17 protein-coding genes are annotated in these 20197 nt (G+C 71.3%); 11 read left to right on the top strand and 6 right to left on the bottom strand.

Annotated features, from left to right (window positions below):
- Nucleotides 1–50: 50 nt before the first annotated feature.
- The 4 genes from FDM97_RS09450 (at nt 51) to ybaK (ending at nt 4166) form a co-directional block, all read left to right on the top strand.
- The gene (locus tag FDM97_RS09450; protein WP_137989954.1) at nt 51–1652 is read left to right on the top strand and encodes an oxidoreductase; all 1602 of its coding nucleotides are present in this window, start codon (nt 51–53) and stop codon (nt 1650–1652) included.
- A 165-nt stretch (nt 1653–1817) separates the two neighbouring features.
- On the top strand, nt 1818–2912 hold the full coding sequence (locus tag FDM97_RS09445) for a hypothetical protein (RefSeq protein ID WP_137989953.1): 1095 nt from the start codon (nt 1818–1820) through the stop codon (nt 2910–2912).
- Nucleotides 2913–2917: 5 nt separating this feature from the next.
- Nucleotides 2918–3655, top strand: coding sequence for an LON peptidase substrate-binding domain-containing protein (locus FDM97_RS09440; protein WP_137989952.1), 738 nt, complete (start codon nt 2918–2920; stop codon nt 3653–3655).
- Nucleotides 3656–3668: 13 nt separating this feature from the next.
- Nucleotides 3669–4166: a Cys-tRNA(Pro) deacylase gene (ybaK, locus tag FDM97_RS09435; protein ID WP_137989951.1), complete on the top strand. Its 498-nt coding sequence runs from the start codon at nt 3669–3671 to the stop codon at nt 4164–4166.
- Between the two features lie 96 nt (nt 4167–4262).
- Here the strand turns inward: ybaK and FDM97_RS09430 are convergent, their stop codons facing one another.
- Genes FDM97_RS09430 through FDM97_RS09415 form a run of 4 tightly spaced genes read right to left on the bottom strand, consistent with a single transcriptional unit; the run spans nt 4263 to nt 8068 of the window.
- Nucleotides 4263–4889: a DUF2567 domain-containing protein gene (locus FDM97_RS09430; protein WP_137989950.1), complete on the bottom strand. Its 627-nt coding sequence runs from the start codon at nt 4887–4889 to the stop codon at nt 4263–4265.
- A 45-nt stretch (nt 4890–4934) separates the two neighbouring features.
- Nucleotides 4935–5753, bottom strand: a complete 819-nt coding sequence (locus FDM97_RS09425; protein ID WP_175439075.1) for an ABC transporter permease — start codon at nt 5751–5753, stop codon at nt 4935–4937.
- 13 nt (nt 5754–5766) lie between these two features.
- The gene (locus FDM97_RS09420) at nt 5767–6738 is read right to left on the bottom strand and encodes an ABC transporter ATP-binding protein (RefSeq protein ID WP_175439382.1); all 972 of its coding nucleotides are present in this window, start codon (nt 6736–6738) and stop codon (nt 5767–5769) included.
- 37 nt (nt 6739–6775) lie between these two features.
- On the bottom strand, nt 6776–8068 hold the full coding sequence (locus tag FDM97_RS09415; protein ID WP_137989949.1) for an NYN domain-containing protein: 1293 nt from the start codon (nt 8066–8068) through the stop codon (nt 6776–6778).
- 215 nt (nt 8069–8283) lie between these two features.
- On the opposite strand from FDM97_RS09415, the gene FDM97_RS35725 reads away from it, so the two are divergent.
- Nucleotides 8284–8457, top strand: coding sequence for a hypothetical protein (locus tag FDM97_RS35725; RefSeq protein WP_175439074.1), 174 nt, complete (start codon nt 8284–8286; stop codon nt 8455–8457).
- 75 nt (nt 8458–8532) lie between these two features.
- On the opposite strand, the gene dnaE is transcribed toward FDM97_RS35725, so the two are convergent.
- Nucleotides 8533–12072 (bottom strand): DNA polymerase III subunit alpha, encoded by a 3540-nt coding sequence (gene dnaE, locus FDM97_RS09410; RefSeq protein WP_137989948.1) that lies wholly within the window; start codon nt 12070–12072, stop codon nt 8533–8535.
- Nucleotides 12073–12296: 224 nt separating this feature from the next.
- On the opposite strand from dnaE, the gene FDM97_RS09405 reads away from it, so the two are divergent.
- From FDM97_RS09405 to FDM97_RS09385, 5 genes are all read left to right on the top strand, one after another.
- On the top strand, nt 12297–13622 hold the full coding sequence (locus tag FDM97_RS09405) for a DUF2252 domain-containing protein (protein ID WP_137989947.1): 1326 nt from the start codon (nt 12297–12299) through the stop codon (nt 13620–13622).
- A 61-nt stretch (nt 13623–13683) separates the two neighbouring features.
- Complete coding sequence (locus FDM97_RS09400) at nt 13684–14373, top strand: hypothetical protein (RefSeq protein ID WP_137989946.1); 690 nt, start codon at nt 13684–13686, stop codon at nt 14371–14373.
- A 48-nt stretch (nt 14374–14421) separates the two neighbouring features.
- Complete coding sequence (locus FDM97_RS09395) at nt 14422–15237, top strand: DsbA family protein (protein ID WP_137989945.1); 816 nt, start codon at nt 14422–14424, stop codon at nt 15235–15237.
- Between the two features lie 184 nt (nt 15238–15421).
- Complete coding sequence (locus tag FDM97_RS09390; RefSeq protein WP_137989944.1) at nt 15422–17071, top strand: alkaline phosphatase D family protein; 1650 nt, start codon at nt 15422–15424, stop codon at nt 17069–17071.
- Nucleotides 17072–17397: 326 nt separating this feature from the next.
- Complete coding sequence (locus tag FDM97_RS09385) at nt 17398–18372, top strand: zinc metalloprotease (RefSeq protein WP_254705543.1); 975 nt, start codon at nt 17398–17400, stop codon at nt 18370–18372.
- A gap of 68 nt (nt 18373–18440) precedes the next feature.
- Here the strand turns inward: FDM97_RS09385 and FDM97_RS09380 are convergent, their stop codons facing one another.
- Complete coding sequence (locus FDM97_RS09380) at nt 18441–19028, bottom strand: dienelactone hydrolase family protein (RefSeq protein WP_137989943.1); 588 nt, start codon at nt 19026–19028, stop codon at nt 18441–18443.
- A gap of 47 nt (nt 19029–19075) precedes the next feature.
- On the opposite strand from FDM97_RS09380, the gene FDM97_RS09375 reads away from it, so the two are divergent.
- On the top strand, nt 19076–20185 hold the full coding sequence (locus tag FDM97_RS09375; RefSeq protein ID WP_137989942.1) for a mechanosensitive ion channel family protein: 1110 nt from the start codon (nt 19076–19078) through the stop codon (nt 20183–20185).
- The last annotated feature ends 12 nt before the right edge of the window (nt 20186–20197 follow it).

Genomic DNA, 20197 nt, shown 5'->3' with positions numbered 1-20197 from the left:
CGGCTGTACGAATCCAGGGAAGCGGGTTCGTGGGAAGCGAGGGGGCGGCAGTGACCGAGCCGCGCGAGAACGGCATGCCGGAGGGACTCACGGGCCCGGAGCGGGCCATGTGGAGGTCCTTCCGGATCGGCAGGACCTGTGATCTGAGCGAGGGGGACGCGGCGCGGGACGACCCCTTCGGGACGCATGCGTGGGGCGAGGAGCGCAGCGTGCGCGCCGAGGTGGTGGCGCTGCTGCTGCTCGACGGACCGCCCGCGCGGTCCGGCCGGGTGTCGGCGCTCAAGCTGCGCGGGGTGCGGATCACCGGAGTGCTCAATCTGGCCGGCGGGACGATAGACCCGTACCTGGAGCTGAACCGCTGCCGTTTCGACGACGAGATCGTGCTGCCGGAGGCTCATTTCCGGACGGTGCGGATGGTGGAGTGCGCGATACCCCGCCTGGAGGCGGCGCGGCTGCACACCCAGGGCGATCTGCATCTGCCGCGCTGCCGGGTGGAGCGGGGCATCCGGCTGACGGACGCGCAGATCGGGACGGATCTGCTGATCAACCAGATCAAGGTGTGGCCGGACCGGCGGGGCCGGGCGATCACCGCGGACGGTCTCGCGGTGGCGCAGGACCTCCAGGCCGAGCTGATCGAGACGTACGGCGAGACGAGTCTGCGCGGCGCGAAGGTGGGCGTGTCGCTGAGCCTGCGGGGCAGCGTGCTGCGCGGGGCGCAGCAGCGGCGCGCGCTGAACGCTCCGCAGCTGACCGTGGAGCGCTCGCTCTATCTGAACGCGGCGTGGGTGTACGAGGGCTCGGGGAACGCCACGGCCACTCCCCCGTACGGCATCGGGTACACCCCGGTGCGGGGCGCGCTGCGCAAGCCGGTCGAGTGCCACGGCGGGGTGCGGCTGGACGACGGACGGTTCGGCGACGCGGTGGACCTGCACTACGCGCGGTTCGTGCTGGACGGGGCGCGGCGCGAGGAGGTGTCACTGCGCCGGATCGTGACGCCCGAGCTGCGGTTCAACGGGGAGCCGCCGGAGGAGGGCCGGGTGGTGCTCAACGGGGCCAAGGTCGTGACGCTGATCGACCTCTCCACCAGCTGGCCGGGTCCGGGCGGCCTGTCGATGAACGGCTTCGTCTACGAGAACCTCGTGCCGTACGGCCACTTCCCGCTGGCGCGGCGGCTCGAATGGGTGGCGGCGGCGACCCCCGAGTACGCGCCGGAGCCGTACGAGCGGCTGGCGACGGTGCTGCGGGGCAGTGGCGAGGACGCGGACGCCCGGGTGGTGCTGCTGGCCAAGCAGCGCCGGCGCCGGGAGACGCTGCCGGTGGCGGGGAAGCTGTGGGGCTACATCCAGGACTGGACGGTGGCGTACGGCTACCGCCCGGGGCGGGCGGCCCTGTGGATGGCCGTGCTGTGGGCCGCGGGGGCGCTGGCTTTCTCCCGCTACGACCCAGTGCCGATCAAGGCGGACGAGTCCCCGAAGTGGAGCGCCTCGCTGTACGCGCTGGATCTGCTGTTGCCGGTGATCAACCTGGGCCAGGACGGCTACTGGCGCCTCGAGGGCTTCTGGCAGTGGACGGCGACGGCGCTGATCCTGCTGGGATGGGTGCTGGCGACGACCGTGGCGGCGGGAGCGTCGAGGCTGCTGAGCCGCGGGTGACGGGCGGGGCGGGTGTGGCGGGTGTGGCGGGTGTGGCACAAGGGGCGGATTCTGCCGACCCCCACCCCTTTCTTTACCCTCTCTTGACCACGTGCAGGACAACTTTCCCGCCGCTACCAAAGCTTCACAGTCCCCCACTGGCGCCGCCCTCACCTGCGGTTTTCAATGGTTCGCACGATGTCAATACTCCGCGCCCTGATCGGCACCGCCCGCTCGGTCCGGCACGCTCCGCCGCTCGCCGCCGCGCTGCCGCCGGACGACGACGTGCTGCTCGACGCGCCGGACGAGCGACTCGCCCCGGCGCTGGTGGCGGCCGCCCTCTCCGACCCCGAGCCCGCCGCCAAGCTGCTCGCGACGACCCGGGACGCGGCGGAGTGGGAGAACCGGGACCGGTACGTGGCGCGCCTCGCCACGTTCGCGTACAGCCGTGACGAGTGGCTGGCCCACTGGCTGGCGGCCGCGCCCCGCGACCCGGACGCGCTGCTCCTCAAGGCGGAGCTCGCGGTGCGCAGGGCCTGGCAGTCGCCGGCCCGCGCCGAGCGGCTGCGCGAGCTCGGGCCGCTGATCGACGCGGCCGCGGAGGCCACGCCCCGCGACCCGGTGCCCTGGCGGCTCGCCCTGGACCACGCGCGCGGCACGCACGCCGGGCACACGGCCTTCGAGTCGCTGTGGGAGCAGGCGGTGCGCCGCTCCCCGCACCACTACGGCTGCCATGTCGCCGCGCTCAAGTACCTGTCGGCTCAGTGCCGTGCTCTGTGGGGGGACACCCCCCACACCCCCCGTAGCTCACACCGCGAGTGTCTCGACTTCGCCGAGCAGGCCGCCGAGGACGCGCTGCCCGGCTCGCTGGTCCAGGCGCTGCCGGTCCGCGCCGCGTTCGCGCAGTTCCTCGCCGGCTCCGGGACCTTGCAGGAGGACCGGATCGACGCGGCGGCCGACCGCGCGCTCGCGCTGTCGGCGCAGTACCCGCAGGGCGATCCATGGCCCGCCGAGGTCCGCAATCTGCTGGTGTACGTGCTGGTCAGGCGGGGGCGCTGGCAGGACGCGCTGGAGGAGTTCCGGCGTATCGGCCCGTACGCCACGTCGTTTCCGTGGGCGCTCGTCTCCGGCGATCCGCTCGGCCGTTTCCTGGACGCGCGGGACGCCGTACGGGCCGAGGTGGCCCGCACGATCCCGCTGCGCGGAGCCGTGCTCGGAGGGGGCCGCGGGGCCGGGTACGGACGGGCCGGACGGCGCGGGCCCGACGGCCATTACGCTTGACCGCTGTGACCACCGCTCGCCTGCCTCTCTTCCCGCTCAACGCGGTGCTGTTCCCGGGCCTCGTGCTGCCCCTGAACGTCTTCGAGGAGCGTTATCGCGCCATGATGCGCGAACTGCTCAAGACCGACGAGTCGGAGCCGCGCCGCTTCGCCGTCGTCGCGATCCGCGACGGCCGTGAGGTCGCGCCGACCGCGCCGGGGATGCCGGACCCGACGGCGATGCCGGAGAAGGGGCCGGCCGCGGGCTTCGGTCCCGACCCGATCCAGGCGTTCCACCGGGTCGGCTGCATCGCCGACGCGGCGACGATCCGGGAGCGCGCGGACGGCAGTTTCGAGGTGATGGCCACCGGCACGACCCGGGTGAAGCTGCTGTCGGTGGACGCGAGCGGGCCGTTCCTTGTGGCCGAGATCGAGGAGATCCCGGAGGAGCAGGGCGACGAGGCGGGCACGCTCGCCGAGGGCGTGCTGCGGGCGTTCCGGAACTACCAGAAGCGGCTGGCGGGAGCGCGGGAGCGGTCGCTGACGACGAGTGAGCTGCCGGACGATCCGTCGGTGGTGTCGTACCTGGTCGCGGCGGCGGCGGTGCTTGACACCCCGGCGAAGCAGCGGCTGCTGCAGGCGCCGGACACGGCGACGCGGCTGCGGGAGGAACTGACGCTGCTGCGTGCGGAGACGGCCGTGCTGCGGCATCTTCCGTCGCTGCCGGCGGTCGACCTGACCCGTGCGCCGACGAGCCCGAACTGACGGAGGACGTCCCTTGGCGAAGAAGCAGAAGAAGCAGGCGGGCGGCACCCCGGCGACGGTCGCGCTGACGACGTCCGGAACCCCGTTCACGCTCCACGCGTACGAGCACGACCCGGCGTCGCCCTCGTACGGCGAGGAGGCGGCGGAGGCGCTCGGCGTCTCCCCCGACCGGGTCTTCAAGACCCTCGTCGCGGACGTCGACGGCGAACTGACGGTCGCGGTCGTGCCGGTGGCCGGCCAGCTGGACCTGAAGGCCCTGGCCTCCGCGGTCGGCGGCAAGCGGGCGGCGATGGCGGACCCGGCCGCGGCGGAGCGCACCACGGGCTACGTCCGCGGCGGCATCTCGCCGCTGGGCCAGCGCAAGCGTCTCCGTACGGTCCTCGACGCGTCGGCCTCCACCCACGAGACCATCTGCATCTCGGCGGGCCGCCGCGGCCTGGAGGTCGAACTCACCCCCGCGGCCCTGACCACGCTGACCTCCGCGATCCTGGCTCCCATCGGCCGCGCGTAGCCGCACTCACGGCGCCGCGCGGCCCCGGCCCCCGCCCCGGCCCCCGCCCCGGCCCCCGCCCCGGCCCCCGCCCCGGCCCCGTCAGGCGTGCGCGGCTCAGGCCTTGGCCGTGGGAGCCGGGGGCCACTCCGGCTCGGGGTCGCGGGGCCCGAAGAGGGCCGTCAGGGCGAGGTGGACGATCATCGCCGCCAGCGGCCACGCCAGCATCGCCCCCGCCCACATCTTCAGCTTCAGCGGCGCGTCGAACGCCACGCCCGCCCCCACCGCCTTGGCATGGGCGACCACGTCGTCCGTCGGCCCCAGGTACATGCCCACGCCCCAGCCGAGCAGCGACCCCAGGGCGCCCCCGACCGCCAGCGCGAGGACCAGCGCCACACCGCCGTGCCGGTGGAACAGGAAGACGAGCGCCGCCGCCACCGCCCCGAACGCGAGCGCCAGCAGGACGAACGTTCCGTCCGCGCCGATCGCCGCCTCGCCCTCGCTGTGCCGCAGGAAGACCGCCTTGCCGTCCGAGATCAGCGAGACCCGCGGCGCGAGCCACAGCCACAACAGCCCCAGCGCCACGCCCGCGACGATCGAGACCGCGGTCACCACGGCGGCCTGCCGGAGCTCCGTCGCCACACTCGGGACGCCGTCGTGCTCGGGCAGCGGAGGATAGGGCTCGGGCCAGGCGGCTGAGTCGTGCGGCGGCGGCTGGTGAGGCGGTGTCAGGGGTGCGGTCACACCGCCATCGTGCCAGGTACGCGCACGCCTCGCCTCAGCGGACCGTCAGCGGACCGCGGCCCGCCGGTACGCCCACGTCGCCACCGCCAGCGACACGACCCCGACCGCCCCGCACACCGCGAGGTCGAGCCCGACCGCCGCCCAGTCCGGGTGCGCGTCGAACGTCCGGGCCAGGGCCTCCACCCCGTACGTCGACGGCAGCAGGTCGCGCGCCCAGCCGATCGGTCCGGGCAGCCGGTCCGCCGGCAGCACACCGAGCAGCAGCGCGGCCGACATGCCCAGCTGTCCAAGGAGCGTCGCGAGTTCCTGGCGCGGCGCGAGCAGCCCGAGCGCCGCTCCGAGCCCGGCCAGCGCGGCGCCCGCGAGCGGCACGACCGCTGCGAGGATCCACAGGTGGCCGAGCGGAAGCCCGAAGAGCAGGGAGCCGATGACCGCCGTCACGACCGTCCCGGGCACGGTGAAGGACGCGTACGCCCCGGCCGCGCCGAGCACGACCGCCGCGGGCGGCACCGGCAGCGTGGCGTAGTGGTCGAGGCCGCCGGTGGCCCGCAGCTGTCCGAAGTACTGGGCGAGCAGGTTGAGCGCGACGAAGGCGACGACGAGGACCGCGGAGCCGGCCACCACGGCCCGCGCCTCCGCGCCGCCGTCGACGACGCCCCGCATCAGGACCATGATCCCGACGGACTGGAACGTCGCCACGAAGAGCAGCGGGATACGGGAGACCCGGGCGCGCGAGAGCTGCGCGCGGTACACGGCGGCGAGGGCCGGCAGCAGCCGGGCGCGCGGCGCCAGCGGCGCGGCGGCGTCCAGGGCCGGTGTCCTTGCGGCCAGGGCCGGCGCGACCTCGGCGGGCACGATACTCACTCCGTACAGCTCCTCATGCCTTGACCAGTCCCTCGGTCTCGCCGCCCAGCGCCAGATACACGTCCTCCAGGCTCGGCGTCGCCAGCGTGAAGTCGTCCAGGGCCGCGAACGCCGCCCCGCCCGTGACCGCCGCGACCGTCGCCCGGGCCTCGTCGGGGGCCAGGCGGAGCGTCCAGCGCCGCCCCGACTCCTGCGCGAGCGCGTGCAGCGCGGCGACCTCGGGGACCTCCAGCGGGGCGCGCTCGCGCCAGACCAGATCGACCCGGACCTCGCCCGCGACGCGTTCCTTCAGCCCGGACGGGGTGTCGCAGGCGATGACCCGGCCGCGTTCGAGAACGGCGACCCGGTCCAGTACGGTCTCGGCCTCGATCACGTTGTGGGTGACGAGCAGCACGGTGGTGCCGTGCTCGGCGCGCCGCCGGTCCACGGCGGACCAGACGGCCCGCCGGGCGACCGGGTCCATGCCGGTGGTGGGTTCGTCGAGGACCAGGACCGGCCGCTCCCCGACCAGGGCGGCGGCGACGCAGGCGAGGCGCCGCTGTCCGCCCGACAGCTTCTTGAGCGGCCGCCCGGCGAGCTCCGTCAGACCCAGCTCGTCCAGTACGGCGTCCTTCTCGGCCCGTGCGTCCCGTGCGGTGAGCCCGCGCAGCCGCCCGGTGGTCTCGGCGGCGAGCGCGACCGTCAGTTCGTCGAGCGCGGTGGACTCCTGGCCGAGGTAGGCGAGCAGCCGCGCGGCGCGTTCCGGGTGGCGTACGAGGTCGTGGCCGAGGAGCTCGACCGTGCCGGAGTCGGGGCGCATCAGCCCGGTCAGCTGGCGCACGAGCGTGGACTTACCGGCGCCGTTGGGGCCGAGCAGGCCGAAGATCTCGCCGCCGTGCACGTCGAGGCTGATGCCGTCGGTGGCGCGGATCTCGGGGGTCGCGGGCGTTCCTCGCCGGGCGCGCGCGGCGGGGTACGTCTTGACCAGATCCCGCACCACGCACACCGTACTCACGAGGGATGAGCCTACGGGGTCCGTCGGTCTACTCCCCCGCGGGGGCGTGTTCCGCGGCGGCCCGGACGTCGATCTCGCGCCAGAAGCCGGCCCGGATGGCGTACCGGTCGTGCTCGTCGATCTGGTCGTCCTTGTGGGCGAGCAGGCCGAACCTGGCCGCGTACCGGAGCAGTTCGCCGTCGATGCGGTGCGGGATGCGCGGGTACATCAGGGAGAGCTTCTGGACGTGGCTCTGCTCGGGGAGCCGTTCCATCCACCGGCGGGCGAACACCTGTCCGACCTCGAAGGGGTCGCCGCCGACGGTGGTGATGTCCTCCTCTCGGTCGGCCCAGCGCTGCTCGGCGCTGGTGAGCTGGGCGAGGGTGGGCAGGGAGGCGGTCTCGGCGGGCTCGCCGAGCGTGCCGCCGCCGGGCCGCTCGATCCAGCCCTTGTCGGAGGACCAGCGGAGGGTCGCGCCGGCGGGCTGGGGTGCGGCGGCGGCCGGGGCGGCGGGTCCGCGCAGTCCCGCGAGGTCCTTGGGCGTGGGGACGCCCTTGCCGGCGGGCGGGGCGGGGGCCCCGGTCTCCGACCCGTGCGCGGTGGGCGCCGACGCGGACGCGGCGGGGGCGGGCGTTCCGTTGGTGTGTACGGAGGCGGCTGCCGCGGCCGCCGCCTCGGCGGCCCGTTCGGCGGAGGCGGCGAGCGCCGACTCGGGCAGCGGGGCGGAGAGGATCGCGGCGATCTCGGGGCGCGGGGCGGGCGGCGGGGCGCAGATGCCGGTGAGGTCCTTGGCGCGGACGGCCCGGGTGATCCAGGCCCGGTCGAGGACCCGGCGTTCGTCGGCCTCGGCGACGAGGTCCTCGGACTGGTTGTAGTCGCCGTCGGCGGCCTGGACGGCCCAGAGGTGGACGGCGACGCCGTGCTCCTTGGCGGACATCAGGCCGGGGAGGAGATCGCCGTCGCCGGTCACGAGGACCACGTCGGAGCAGGCGCGGTTTCTGGCCAGTTCGGTGAGCTCGGCGTGCATGGCCGCGTCGACGCCCTTCTGGGCCCAGCGGCCGTCGCTGCGGGTCAGGGCGCCGAGCCGGACGGTGACCCGGGGCATCACGCGCAGCCTGCGGTGTTCGGGCTGGGGCACACGGTCGGGTGCGCCGTCGAACCAGTAGATGCGCAGCAGGGGCTGCTCGGTGTCGGCCTCGGCCCGTTCGCGCAGCCCCTGGATGAGCGCGGCGTGGTCGACAGTGATCCGGGAGCGGGCCGGTTCCCCGGCGAGGAGGCTCGCGGCGGCGCCCAGCAGATAGCCGGCGTCCACCAGAACGACGCAGCGGTCCACGCGTTCCACCCTCTTTCGGGAACCTCGGGATCGGGAGTTGCTTCGGGTTCCTTCGAGTCTGCCCGACGGCCGGGAGGTTGACGGCCGGAACTGGATCATCGGCGTGGCGAATGTCACGTGACTGCCGCGCTTACCGTCCGTGATGATCCAAAATGCGGCGGTTCATACCGTATGTGAGTCTGACAGCGGCCCTGGCCCCGAGATCCCCATGAGGAGGCATCACCATGGCCAAGAATCGAAAGCAGAACCGCAGTCAGCAGCAGTCCTCGCCGGCCGAGCGCGGCGCCCAGCAGGCGCAGCAGTCGTCGATGGAGTCGCAGGCCGAGCAGCGCGCCTCGCAGGTGACTCCTGGTGACATGGCTCGTAAGGGCAGGCAGAAGCGCTTCGGTCACAACTGACCGCGCGTAACCCCGGAAGGGGCGCACCCGTGACGACGGGCGCGCCCCTTCCGCGCGTGTGGGGACCGCTCCCTCTCAGCCGGCCAGGCAGGACGGGCCGAGCAGCACCTTCAGGTCGCCGAAGAGGGCGGGGTCTGGCTGGACCCGGTGCCGGTCGAGCCGCAGGACGGTCGTCGTGCGCGGGCCCTGGAGCTTGATCCGTACCTCGGTGTTGCCCTTGTGATGCCCCAGGATCTCGCCGAGCCGGCTGATCATGGGCGGGGTGACCTTCACGGTCGGGATGGTGAGGACGACGGGCGCGTTGGTCCCGGCGTTCGACAGGTCGGGGACCATCAGCTCCATGGCGACCAGCCGGGGCACGTCCTCGCGCTTGTCGAGGCGGCCCTTGACGAAGACGACCGTGTCCTCGACGAGCTGGGTGGAGACCAGCTGGTACGTGGCGGGGAAGAACATGCACTCGATGGAGCCGGCCAGGTCCTCGACGGTGGCGATGGCCCAGGCGTTGCCCTGCTTGGTCATCTTGCGCTGGAGGCCGGAGATGATGCCGCCGATGGTGACGACCGCGCCGTCCGCGTGCTCGCCGCCGGTGAGCTGGGAGATCGCCGCGTCCGTCTTGTCGGACAGGACGTGCTCGATACCGAAGAGCGGGTGGTCGGAGACGTAGAGGCCGAGCATCTCGCGCTCCTGGGCGAGCAGGTAGGACTTCTCCCACTCGACGTCGGAGAACTCGACGTCCAGGCCGAAGCCCGGCTCGTCGCTCGCCTCGTCGCCCATGCCGCCGAAGAGGTCGAACTGCCCCTCGGCCTCCTTGCGCTTGACCGCGACCACGTTGTCGATCATCGGTTCGTGGTGGGCGACCAGGCCCTTGCGGGTGTGGCCCATCTCGTCGAAGGCGCCGGCCTTGATCAGCGACTCGACGGTCCGCTTGTTGCAGACGACGGCCTCGACCTTGTCGAGGAAGTCGGGGAAGGAGCTGTACTTCCCCTTCGCCTTGCGCGACTTGATGATCGACTCGACGACGTTCGTGCCGACGTTCCGGACGGCGGAGAGGCCGAAGAGAATCACGTCGTCGCCCTGGGCGGCGAAGTTCGACTCGGACTCGTTGACGTTCGGCGGCAGGACCTTGATGCCCATGCGCCGGCACTCGTTCAGATAGACGGCGGACTTGTCCTTGTCGTCCTTGACCGAGGTCAGCAGCCCCGCCATGTACTCGGCGGGGTGGTTGGCCTTGAGGTAGGCGGTCCAGTAGGAGACCAGGCCGTACGCGGCGGAGTGCGCCTTGTTGAAGGCGTAGCCGGCGAAGGGGACCAGGACGTCCCAGAGGGCCTGGATCGCCTCGTCGCTGTAGCCGTTCTTGCGGGCACCGGCCTGGAAGATGGTGAAGTTCTTCGCCAGCTCCTCGGGCTTCTTCTTGCCCATCACGCGGCGGAGGATGTCGGCCTCGCCGAGCGAGTACCCGGCGATGATCTGGGCGGCCTTCTGCACCTGCTCCTGGTAGACGATCAGGCCGTAGGTGACCGCGAGCACCTCTTCGAGGGGCTTCTCCAGCTCCGGGTGGATCGGGGTGATCTCCTGCTGCTTGTTCTTGCGCAGGGCGTAGTTCGTGTGCGAGTTCATGCCCATCGGGCCCGGCCGGTACAGGGCGGACACGGCGGAGATGTCTTCGAAGTTGTCGGGCTTCATCAGCCGCAGCAGGGACCGCATGGGTCCGCCGTCGAACTGGAAGACGCCGAGGGTGTCACCGCGCTGGAGCAGTTCGAAGGTCTTCGGGTCGTCCAGCGGCAGCGCGAGGAGATCGATGTCGATCCCCTTGTTGGACTTCACCATCTTGACGGCGTCGTCCATGATCGTCAGGTTGCGCAGGCCGAGGAAGTCCATCTTCAGCAGGCCGAGCGACTCACAGCTCGGGTAGTCCCACTGCGTGATGGTGACGCCGTCGGTGTGCCGCACCCAGATCGGGGCGTGGTCGACGATGGGCTCGCTGGACATGATCACGCCGGCCGCGTGCACACCCATCTGCCGGACCAGGCCCTCGACGCCCCTGGCGGTGTCGATGACCTTCTTCACGTCCGGCTCGTTCTCGTACATCGCCCGGATCTCGCCGGCCTCGCTGTAGCGCGGGTGCGAGGGGTCGGTGATGCCGTTGAGGTCGATGCCCTTGCCGAGGACGTCGGCGGGCATGGCCTTCGTGAGCCGGTCACCCATGGCGTACGGGTAGCCGAGGACGCGCGCGGAGTCCTTGATCGCGTTCTTCGCCTTGATCTTGCCGTACGTGCCGATCATGGCGACCTTGTCGGCGCCGTACTTCTCGGTCACGTACCGGATCACCTCGACGCGCCGGCGCTCGTCGAAGTCGATGTCGACATCGGGCATCGAGATGCGCTCGGGGTTGAGGAAGCGCTCGAAGATCAGGCCGTGCGGGATCGGGTCGAGGTCGGTGATGCCCATGGCGTACGCGACGATCGAGCCGGCCGCGGAGCCTCGGCCGGGGCCGACGGCGATGCCCTGCTTCTTGGCCCACATGATGAAGTCGGCGACGACGAGGAAGTAGCCGGGGAAGCCCATCGAGATGATGGTGTCCATCTCGTACTCGGCCTGCTTGAGACGGTCCTCCGGGATGCCCCCGGGGAAGCGCCGGTGCATGCCGCGCATGGTCTCCTCGCGGAACCAGGTGACCTCGGTGTAGCCCTCGGGGATCTCGAACTTCGGCATGAGGTTCTTGGCCTCGAACATGCCGGTGGTGTCGATCTGCTCGGCGACCAGGAGGGTGTTGCGGCAGCCCTCCTGCCAGGCGTCCGAGGAGTCGATGGCGTACATCTCGTCCGTGGACTTCAGGTAGTAGCCGGTGCCGTCGAACTTGAAGCGGTCCGGGTCGGAGAGGTTCTTGCCGGTCTGGATGCACAGCAGGGCGTCGTGGGCCGTGGCCTCGTGCGCGTACGTGTAGTGCGAGTCGTTGGTGACCAGCGGCGGGATGCCGAGCTTCTTGCCGATCTCCAGGAGCCCGTCGCGGACCCGGTGCTCGATCTCGATGCCGTGGTCCATCAGCTCCAGGAAGTACCGGTCCTTGCCGAAGATGTCCTGGTACTCGGAGGCGGCCTTCAGGGCCTCGTCGAACTGGCCGAGGCGCAGCCGGGTCTGCAGCTCACCGGAGGGGCAGCCGGTGGAGGCGATCAGGCCCTCGGACCACTGGGAGATGGTCTCCTTGTCCATCCGGGGCCACTTCTGCAGCCAGCCCTCGGCGTAGGCGTCGGAGGAGAGCCGGAAGAGGTTGTGCAGTCCGGTGGCGTTCGCCGCCCAGATCGTCTTGTGGGTGTAACCACCGGAACCGGAGACGTCGTCCCGCTTCTGGTGCGGCTGGCCCCACTGGATCTTCCGCTTGTTGCGCCGGGACTCGGGGGCGACGTACGCCTCGATGCCGATGATCGGCGTGACTCCGGCCTTCTTCGCGGTGTGGAAGAAGTCGTACGCCCCGTGGAGGTTGCCGTGGTCGGACATGGCGATATGGGTCATGCCCATCTCGTTGCACGCGTTGAACATGTCCTTCAGCCGCGCGGCACCGTCCAGCAGGGAGTACTGGGTGTGGACGTGGAGGTGCGTGAAGGGCGGCTTGGTCACGGTGGAAATGCCTCCGATACTGCGGTCTTCTGCTTTGGGGGGACAGCGTGGAAGTCTACGACTCCGGACTGACAGTCTGGGGTGGAACACTGCGGGGCGAAGCCCCTCGATGAGGGGTGGTGGCCGGGCGACGGGTGGGCACTCGGGGGTACCGTCGCGCGTTGAGAGACACGGAACAGCTGTCCCAATTGTCATGAACAGTCTTGCACCAGGAGGCACTCTCGATGTCGGTCCCCCAGCCCACCGCCGCCCAGCGCGGTGAGCAGATACTCGCCGTCTTCGACACCGCCTTCGGTGAGCTCCTGGCCGCCGACCCCGCCGCCTTCCGCGTCAAGTTCCGGAAGATGGCCGGTTCCGCCTTCGCCTTCTACCGGGGTACGGCGAGCCTGTTCTATGCCGACCTCGACGCCGAGAAGCACGGCGGGCCGTACCTGGACGAGCGCACCGGCCGGGTCTGGATCCACGGCGATCTGCACGCCGAGAACTTCGGCACGTACATGGACGCCAACGGCCGGCTGATCTTCAACGTCAACGACTTCGACGAGGCGTACGTCGGCCCCTTCACCTGGGACCTCAAGCGGCTCTCCGCCTCGCTCGCACTGATCGGCTACACGAAGGCGCTCAGTGACGAGCAGATCACGGAGCTGGTACGGATCTACGCCGTCGCCTACCGGGAGCGCATCCACGCCCTGGCGACCGGCGCCAAGGACGACGAGCTGCCGCCCTTCACCCTGGACACCGCCGAGGGCCCGCTCCTGGACGCCCTGCGCGACGCCCGCTCGCTGACCCGCTTCGGGCTCCTGGACTCGATGACCGAGATCCGTGACTTCGAGCGCCGGTTCTCCTCCGGCGGCGGCTCCATCGAGCTGGACGCGGCGACCCGCTACAAGGTCCTCGCGGCCTTCGACGGCTATCTGGAGACCCTGCCGGAGTCCAGCCTGGCCCGGCCGGACTCGTACCGCGTCAAGGACGTCGTCGGGCGGCGCGGGATCGGTATCGGCTCGGCCGGTCTCCCCTCGTACAACATCCTTCTGGAGGGCAACAGCGACGCCCTGGAGAACGACGTCGTGATCTATCTGAAGCAGGCGCAGACGCCGGCGGTGTCGCGCCATGTGAAGGACGCGGCGGTACGGGAGTACTTCCAGCACGAGGGCCACCGCACGGTCATCTCCCAGCGGGCCCTGCAGGCGCACGCGGACCCGTGGCTGGGCTGGACGGAGCTCGACGGCTCCGGGCAGCTGGTCGCGGAGGTCTCGCCGTACGCGGTGGACCTGGACTGGTCGGACATCGACGACCCGGAGGAGATCGCGGCGACCGTGGCCGACCTCGGCAGGGCGACGGCGACGATGCACGCGGCGGCCGACGACTCCAGCGGCCACTCGCTGGTGCCGTTCTCGACGGAGCGGGCCATCGACGCGGCGATCGCCGCCGACGAGGAGGGCTTCGCGGACCTTCTCGTCGACTTCGCGCACCGCTACGGGGCACGCGCGCGTGCCGATCACCAGATCTTCGTGGACCTGTTCCGCAACGGCCGGATCCCGGGCCTGTAGGCCGCTCACGAGAGGCCCTTAGGGGCCTCTTACAGGAAGGCGTGGCACACTCTCCAGCGCTATGGACATATCAGGGACGCGGCTCAGGGGGCTGCGGGCGGCGCTCTTCACGGCACTGGTCGTGACGCTGTCCGCCGGTTCCCATGTGCTGCTGTCCCGCGTGCCGCTGCCCCTGTTGACCGTGGGGCTGCTCGCGGCCGGCGTCTTCGCCGTCGCGTACGCGCTGGCCGGCCGCGAGCGCGGCTTCGGCCCCATCGCCGGGCTGCTCGTGCCACTGGAGCTGGCGGCCGACACGGTCTTCACCAGCGGTCAGGCCCTCTGTTACGGCCAGGCGGGCGGCCCCGTGGCCGGTTCGCTGCGCTCGGTGGGGGTGGACGTGCTCTGCGGTGGTGCCGTGGGCACGCCGCTGCCGGGGGTGGCCGCCCCCGAGAGCGGGACCGCGGCCGCCCTGCTGAACTCCCCCGCCCCGGCGCTGCCGTGGCTGCTGCTCGCCGTGCATGTGTCGGTGGGGCTGTTCGCGGCGGCCTGGCTGCGGCACGGCGAGCGGGCGCTCGCCGGGCTGCTCGGCGCGGTGGCGGCCTTGGCGTTCCGGCCGCTGCTGCTCGTCGCCGCGCTCTTCGCCGCTCCCCGCCCGGCCCGCGGCCGCGGCGGGCGGCGCCCCTCGGACCGGCCGCGCCGGTCCCGTACCCGCCTTCTCGTGCACTCCGTCGGACGGCGGGGACCGCCGCGCTCGGGCTTCGCCCTCGCCTGAGCACCGCAGCCCCTCTTCACCTTTCGACTTTTCACGGAGATCACGACCATGAGTGCACGCAACAGCCACGCCAACAAGGCGGCCGCCCGCGAGCGGATGCGTATCGAGCGCGAGCGCCAGGCCAAGAAGGACAAGGTGCGCCGCCAGGTGATCGTCGGCGTGTCGGCCGTCGCCGTCCTGGCGGTCGCCGGCGGCATCGGCTACGCCGTCGTCCAGGCCAACAAGCCGTCCCAGTGGGAGGCGGCGGCCGAGGCGTCGAACGTCACCGCGCCCAAGAACACCGAGGGCACGAACGGCACGACCGTCGTCATCGGCAAGCCGGCCGCGAAGAAGACGCTGGAGATCTACGAGGACTCGCGCTGCCCGGTCTGCGCGCAGTTCGAGCAGCAGGTGGGCGCGACGGTCGACAAGGACGTCGAGGCCGGCAAGTACAAGATCAAGTACGTCGGTGCCACCTTCATCGACAACGTCGACCAGGGCGAGGGCTCGAAGAACGCCCTGTCGGCGCTGGGCGCGGCGCTCGACGTGAGCCCCGAGGCGTTCATGAAGTACAAGGCCGCGCTCTACTCCCCGCAGTTCCACCCGGCGGAGAGCGAGGACAAGTTCGCCAAGGACTCCTACCTCCTGGAGGTCGCGGAGTCGGTCCCGGCACTGAAGGGCAACGCGGAGTTCAAGAAGAACGTGGAGAACGGCACCTTCGACGCGTGGGCGATGAAGATGTCCGCGGCGTTCGACGCGAGCGGGGTGACGGGGACGCCGACGCTGAAGATGGACGGCAAGGCGCTGACCGTCGAGGGCAGCAAGAACCCGCCCCTGACGGTGGAGCAGTTCAACGCGGCGCTCACCCCGGCGCTCAAGGGCTAGTCGCGGGGTCCGCGGGAGGCGTTCGGCTCCCGCGGGCCCGCCCCGGCCGGTCACCGCCGCCCGGTCACCGCGGGAGCCGGCCGCCCGGTCACCGCCGCCTGGTCACGACAACCCGGCGACACGCAGGCGAACTTTCCGGAATTCGCCTGCCTGTTCGTCATACTGATCAGTAATCTGACTGCCCGTGACCAGTCGACACATATCCCCCGCACCCACCCGCCGTACCGTCGTGAAGGCCGCCGCAGTCACGGCCGTCGCCGGCCCGGCTCTGGTGGGCGCCGCCTCCCCCGCTCTCGCGGACTCCGAGGCACCCGCTTTCCTGCACGGTGTCGCCTCCGGCGACCCGCTGCCCGACGGCGTCCTGCTCTGGACGCGCGTCACTCCCACCTCCGACGCCCTGCCCGGTTCCGGCAGAGGCCCCGATGTCACGGTCGGCTGGGAGGTCGCCGAGGACCGCGACTTCGCCCGGACCGTGGCCCGTGGCACCGTCACCGCGACGGCCGCGTCCGACCACACCGTGAAGGTGGACGTCCGGGGCCTGCGCCCGGCGACCGCCCACTGGTTCCGCTTCACGGCGGGCGACACCCTCTCCCCCGTCGGCCGCACCCGCACCACCCCGCCCGCCGACGCCACCACGCCCGGCGTCCGCTTCGGCGTCGTCTCCTGTGCCAACTGGGAGTCCGGCCACTTCTCCGCGTACCGCCATCTCGCGGCCCGCGCCGACCTGGACGCGATCCTCCATCTCGGCGACTACGTCTACGAGTACGCGAGCGGCGCCTACCCCGAGGCGGCGTACGTCGTGCGGCAGCACGAGCCCCGGCACGAGATCGTCTCGCTCGCCGACTACCGCGTCCGCCACGCCACGTACAAGACGGACGCCGACCTCCAGGCGCTCCACGCCGCCCATCCCGTGATCGCGATCTGGGACGACCACGAGATCGCCAACGACGCCTGGTCGGGCGGGGCGGAGAACCACACCCCGGGCGCCGAGGGCGAGTGGGCGGCCCGGGTGGCCGCCGCCAAGCAGGCGTACTTCGAGTGGATGCCGGTCCGCACCTCGACCGAGGGCACGGTCTACCGGCGGCTGCGCTTCGGCAAGCTGGCCGATCTTCACCTGCTCGACCTGCGTTCTTTCCGCTCCCAGCAGGCGAAGACCGGCAGCGGCTCGGTCGACGACCCGGAGCGTACGCTCACCGGCCGCGCCCAGCTGGACTGGCTGAAGTCGGGCCTCGCGGGCTCCGACGCGACCTGGAAGCTGGTCGGCACCTCGGTGATGATCTCGCCGGTCGCCTTCGGCGCGCTGCCGGCCCATCTGTTCGGCCCGCTCGCCGAGTTGCTGGGGCTGCCGCAGGAGGGCCTCGCGGTCAACGTCGACCAGTGGGACGGCTACACGGACGACCGCAAGGAGCTGCTCGCGCATCTGACCCAGCGGTCCATCCGGAACACCGTCTTCCTGACCGGTGACATCCACATGGCCTGGGCCAACGACGTACCGGCGAAGGCGGCGACCTACCCACTGTCGCAGTCGGCGGCGACGGAGTTCGTGGTGACCTCGGTGACCTCGGACAACCTGGACGACATCCTCCATGTGGCGCCGGGCACGGTCTCGGTGGTGGCGGCCGGGGCGATCAGGGCCGCCAACCGCCATGTGAAGTGGGTGGACATGGACCACCACGGCTACGGCGTGCTCGATGTGACCACCGAGCACTCGCAGATGGACTACTACACCGTCTCCGACAAGGCGAACGCGGACGCGACGACCGCCTGGGCGCGCTCGTACCGGACGCGGAACGGAACGCAGCGCGTCGAGCGGGTGTACCAGCCGGTGCGCTGACATGACGTCATGGTCGATTTTCGGCCATGATCTCTTGTGTTAACGGAAGATCACATCACCACGACGGGTGGTGGGTTCGGGATATCGAATCCGGACACACCACCCGCCTCCGACACCTTGTTCGTTACGTCGAGATCTCAAACTCCGGAACGGGCGCAAATTTTTCTTCCCGATGACCCGTTTTGCCCCATGGATGATTGGGCTTGATCGATGCTCATCAACGTCTGACATGGACCCGTAATCTCCCCGCGGTGGCGAGGAAGTACCTCTCCACAACCCCCCGCGAGGAGTCACCTGTGCGTGCTCTTGTCCGTATATCGCCGCGCATGTCACGTCGTATGCTCGGCACTGCCGTGATGGCCGGAACCCTGGCCCTGGCCCCCCTGTCCGCCCCGTCGGCCGCCCCGGCCGCCACCACCTCCGCCGCCGGCCTCTCCGCCGAGGAGTGCGTGGAGGACGCGGACGCCCTCTCCTCCGCCCGCAAGTCCCGTGGCGCCGACAGCCACGCCGCCGAGCCCAACGAGGTCTCGGCCGCCCAGGCCAAGGCGATGGACGCGGACCTGAAGCGGAGACTGGAGTCGGCCCGCGCCAACGGTCTGGCCTCGGCGCAGACCACGGCCGCCGTGGTGAACATCCCGGTCTACTTCCACGTCATCCACAGCGGCACGACGGGCAAGCTGAGCGCCACCGACATCAGCAACCAGATGGCGGTCCTCAACTCGGCCTTCGGCGGCCAGGGCACCGGCAACGTGAACACCAACTTCCAGTTCACCCTGGTCGAGACCGACTACACGGACAACGCGTCCTGGTACAACCTGGCCTCCGGCTCCACCGCCGAGAAGCAGATGAAGTCGACCCTCCGCAAGGGCGGCGCCGGCGCGCTGAACTTCTACACCGCCAACCTCAGCGGCGGTCTGCTCGGCTGGGCGACCTTCCCGTCCTCGTACAACTCCAACCCGTCCATGGACGGTGTCGTCGTCCTCGACGCCTCGCTGCCGGGCGGCTCCGCGACCAACTACGACGAGGGTGACACCGCCACCCACGAGGTCGGTCACTGGATGGGGCTGTACCACACCTTCCAGGGCGGCTGTAACGGCCAGGGCGACTCCGTGAGCGACACTCCGGCCGAGAAGAGCCCGGCCTACCAGTGCCCGACCGGCCGTGACTCCTGCGCACGCCAGACGGGTGTGGACCCGATCCACAACTTCATGGACTACACCTACGACGCCTGCATGTACCAGTTCACCATGGGCCAGGTCACGCGGATGAACGACGCCTGGGTCGCGTACCGCGCCGGCTGAGAATAGCCACGAGAGGGTGCGGCGGGAGAGCCCCCGCCGCACCCTCTCACGCGTCCGTCACGCGTCCGTCACGCCTCCTGGAGGCTCTCCAGGAACGCCAGGGCGATCGACCAGGTCTGCTCGGCGGCGGCCTCGTCCCAGTCCGGCAGGTCCGGGTCGGTGAACAGATGCCCGGCGCCGGGGTAGCGGTAGACCTCCACGTCCGCCCCCGCCTTCCCCATCTGCAGGTACCACGACGTCAGCCAGTCGTGCGACTCGAAGGGGTCCGGGTCGGCGATGTGCAGCTGTACGGGAAGCTCGTCGACGGCCGCGCTCTCCGCGATGTCCGACGTGCCGTGGAGCAGCAGCAGCCCGCGCGCCTTCTCGTCGCCCAGCGCCAGGGTCTGCGCGACCGAGGCGCCGAACGAGAAGCCCGCGTAGACGAGTCCGCGGTCCGAATAGGGCGCGGCAGCGAGGACCGCACGCCTCAGCAGCTCCTCCTTGCCGATCTTCTCCTTGATCGCCATCCCGTCCTCGACCGTCTCCGCGGTTTGGCCCTCGAAGAGGTCGGGCACCCGAACCTGGTGCCCGGCGGCCCGCAGCCGCTCGGCTGCGGCCTCCACCGCCGGACGCAGACCGTAGGTCGAGTGGAAAAGCATGATGTCCATGCGGTCCATCCTGCCAGCCGGGCTCACCGAGTCGGAGACACGGAGGCCTCGATCACATGGACACCGCCCTGCGCCCGTTGCCCGTCGTCGGTGGGGCGGTCCTGCTCACCCTGCTGGCCGGCTGGGTCGCCGACCTGCTGCTGCGCCGGACCGACGCCCACCACAGCGAGACCCCGCTGTGGGGGCTGCTGCGCCGCTGCCGCCCACCGCTCCAGGCGGTCCTGCTCGCGTCCGTCCTGCGCGGCACGTATCGCGAGACACGGTGGCGGACCGTCGAGGAGCACGCGGCCGGAATCGGCCAGTTCCTGTCCCTCGTCCTCATCGGCTCCGGCGCCTGGCTGGTGACCCGGATCGCCTCGGCCGTCGTCGAATCCACCTTCGCCCGGTACGCCGCCACCACCCGCGACCCGGCCCGGGTCCGCCGCGTGCGCACCCAGGTCACCCTCATCACGCGCATCGTGACGGCGATCGTCGCCGTGGTCGCCGTGGCGGCGGCGCTGCTGACCTTCCCTGCGCTCAGGACCGTCGGGACCTCGATGCTGGCCTCCGCCGGCATCATCGGGATCGTCGCGGGCATCGCCGCCCAGTCCACCCTCGGCAACCTCTTCGCCGGCTTCCAGATCGCCTTCGGCGACATGGTGCGGATCGGCGACACGGTGGTCGTGGACGGCGAGTGGGGCGTGGTCGAGGAGGTCACGCTGACCTTCCTCGCGGTACGGACCTGGGACGAGCGCCGGCTCACGATGCCGGTCTCGTACTTCACCGGCAGGCCCTTCGAGAACTGGTCCCGCGGCGGGGCGCAGATGACCGGATCGGTCTTCCTCGACCTGGACCACTCCGCGCCGCTCGACGCGATGCGCCGGAGGACGGAGGAGATCCTGGCGGACTGTCCGGCCTGGGACGGCCGCGACTGGAACCTCGCGGTCACGGACACCACGCCCAGCACGATCCGGGTACGGGCGGTGGTCACCGCCAAGGACGCGGACGACCTCTGGACGGTGCGGTGCACCGTACGGGAGCGGCTCGTCGCCTGGCTGGTGGAGCAGCACCCGCACGCCCTGCCGCGGATCGCGACCTCGCACGCGGTGCCGTCGCCGCGCGAGGCTCACGCAACCCACGCGGCGAGCAGGTACGGGGACGAGTCCGCACGTACCGGCCGCGGCTGAGAAGACCTGGGG

The sequence above is a fragment of the Streptomyces vilmorinianum genome, from assembly GCF_005517195.1.
GTDB lineage: Bacteria > Actinomycetota > Actinomycetes > Streptomycetales > Streptomycetaceae > Streptomyces > Streptomyces vilmorinianum.
This window is presented reverse-complemented; position numbering and strand designations above follow the sequence as displayed.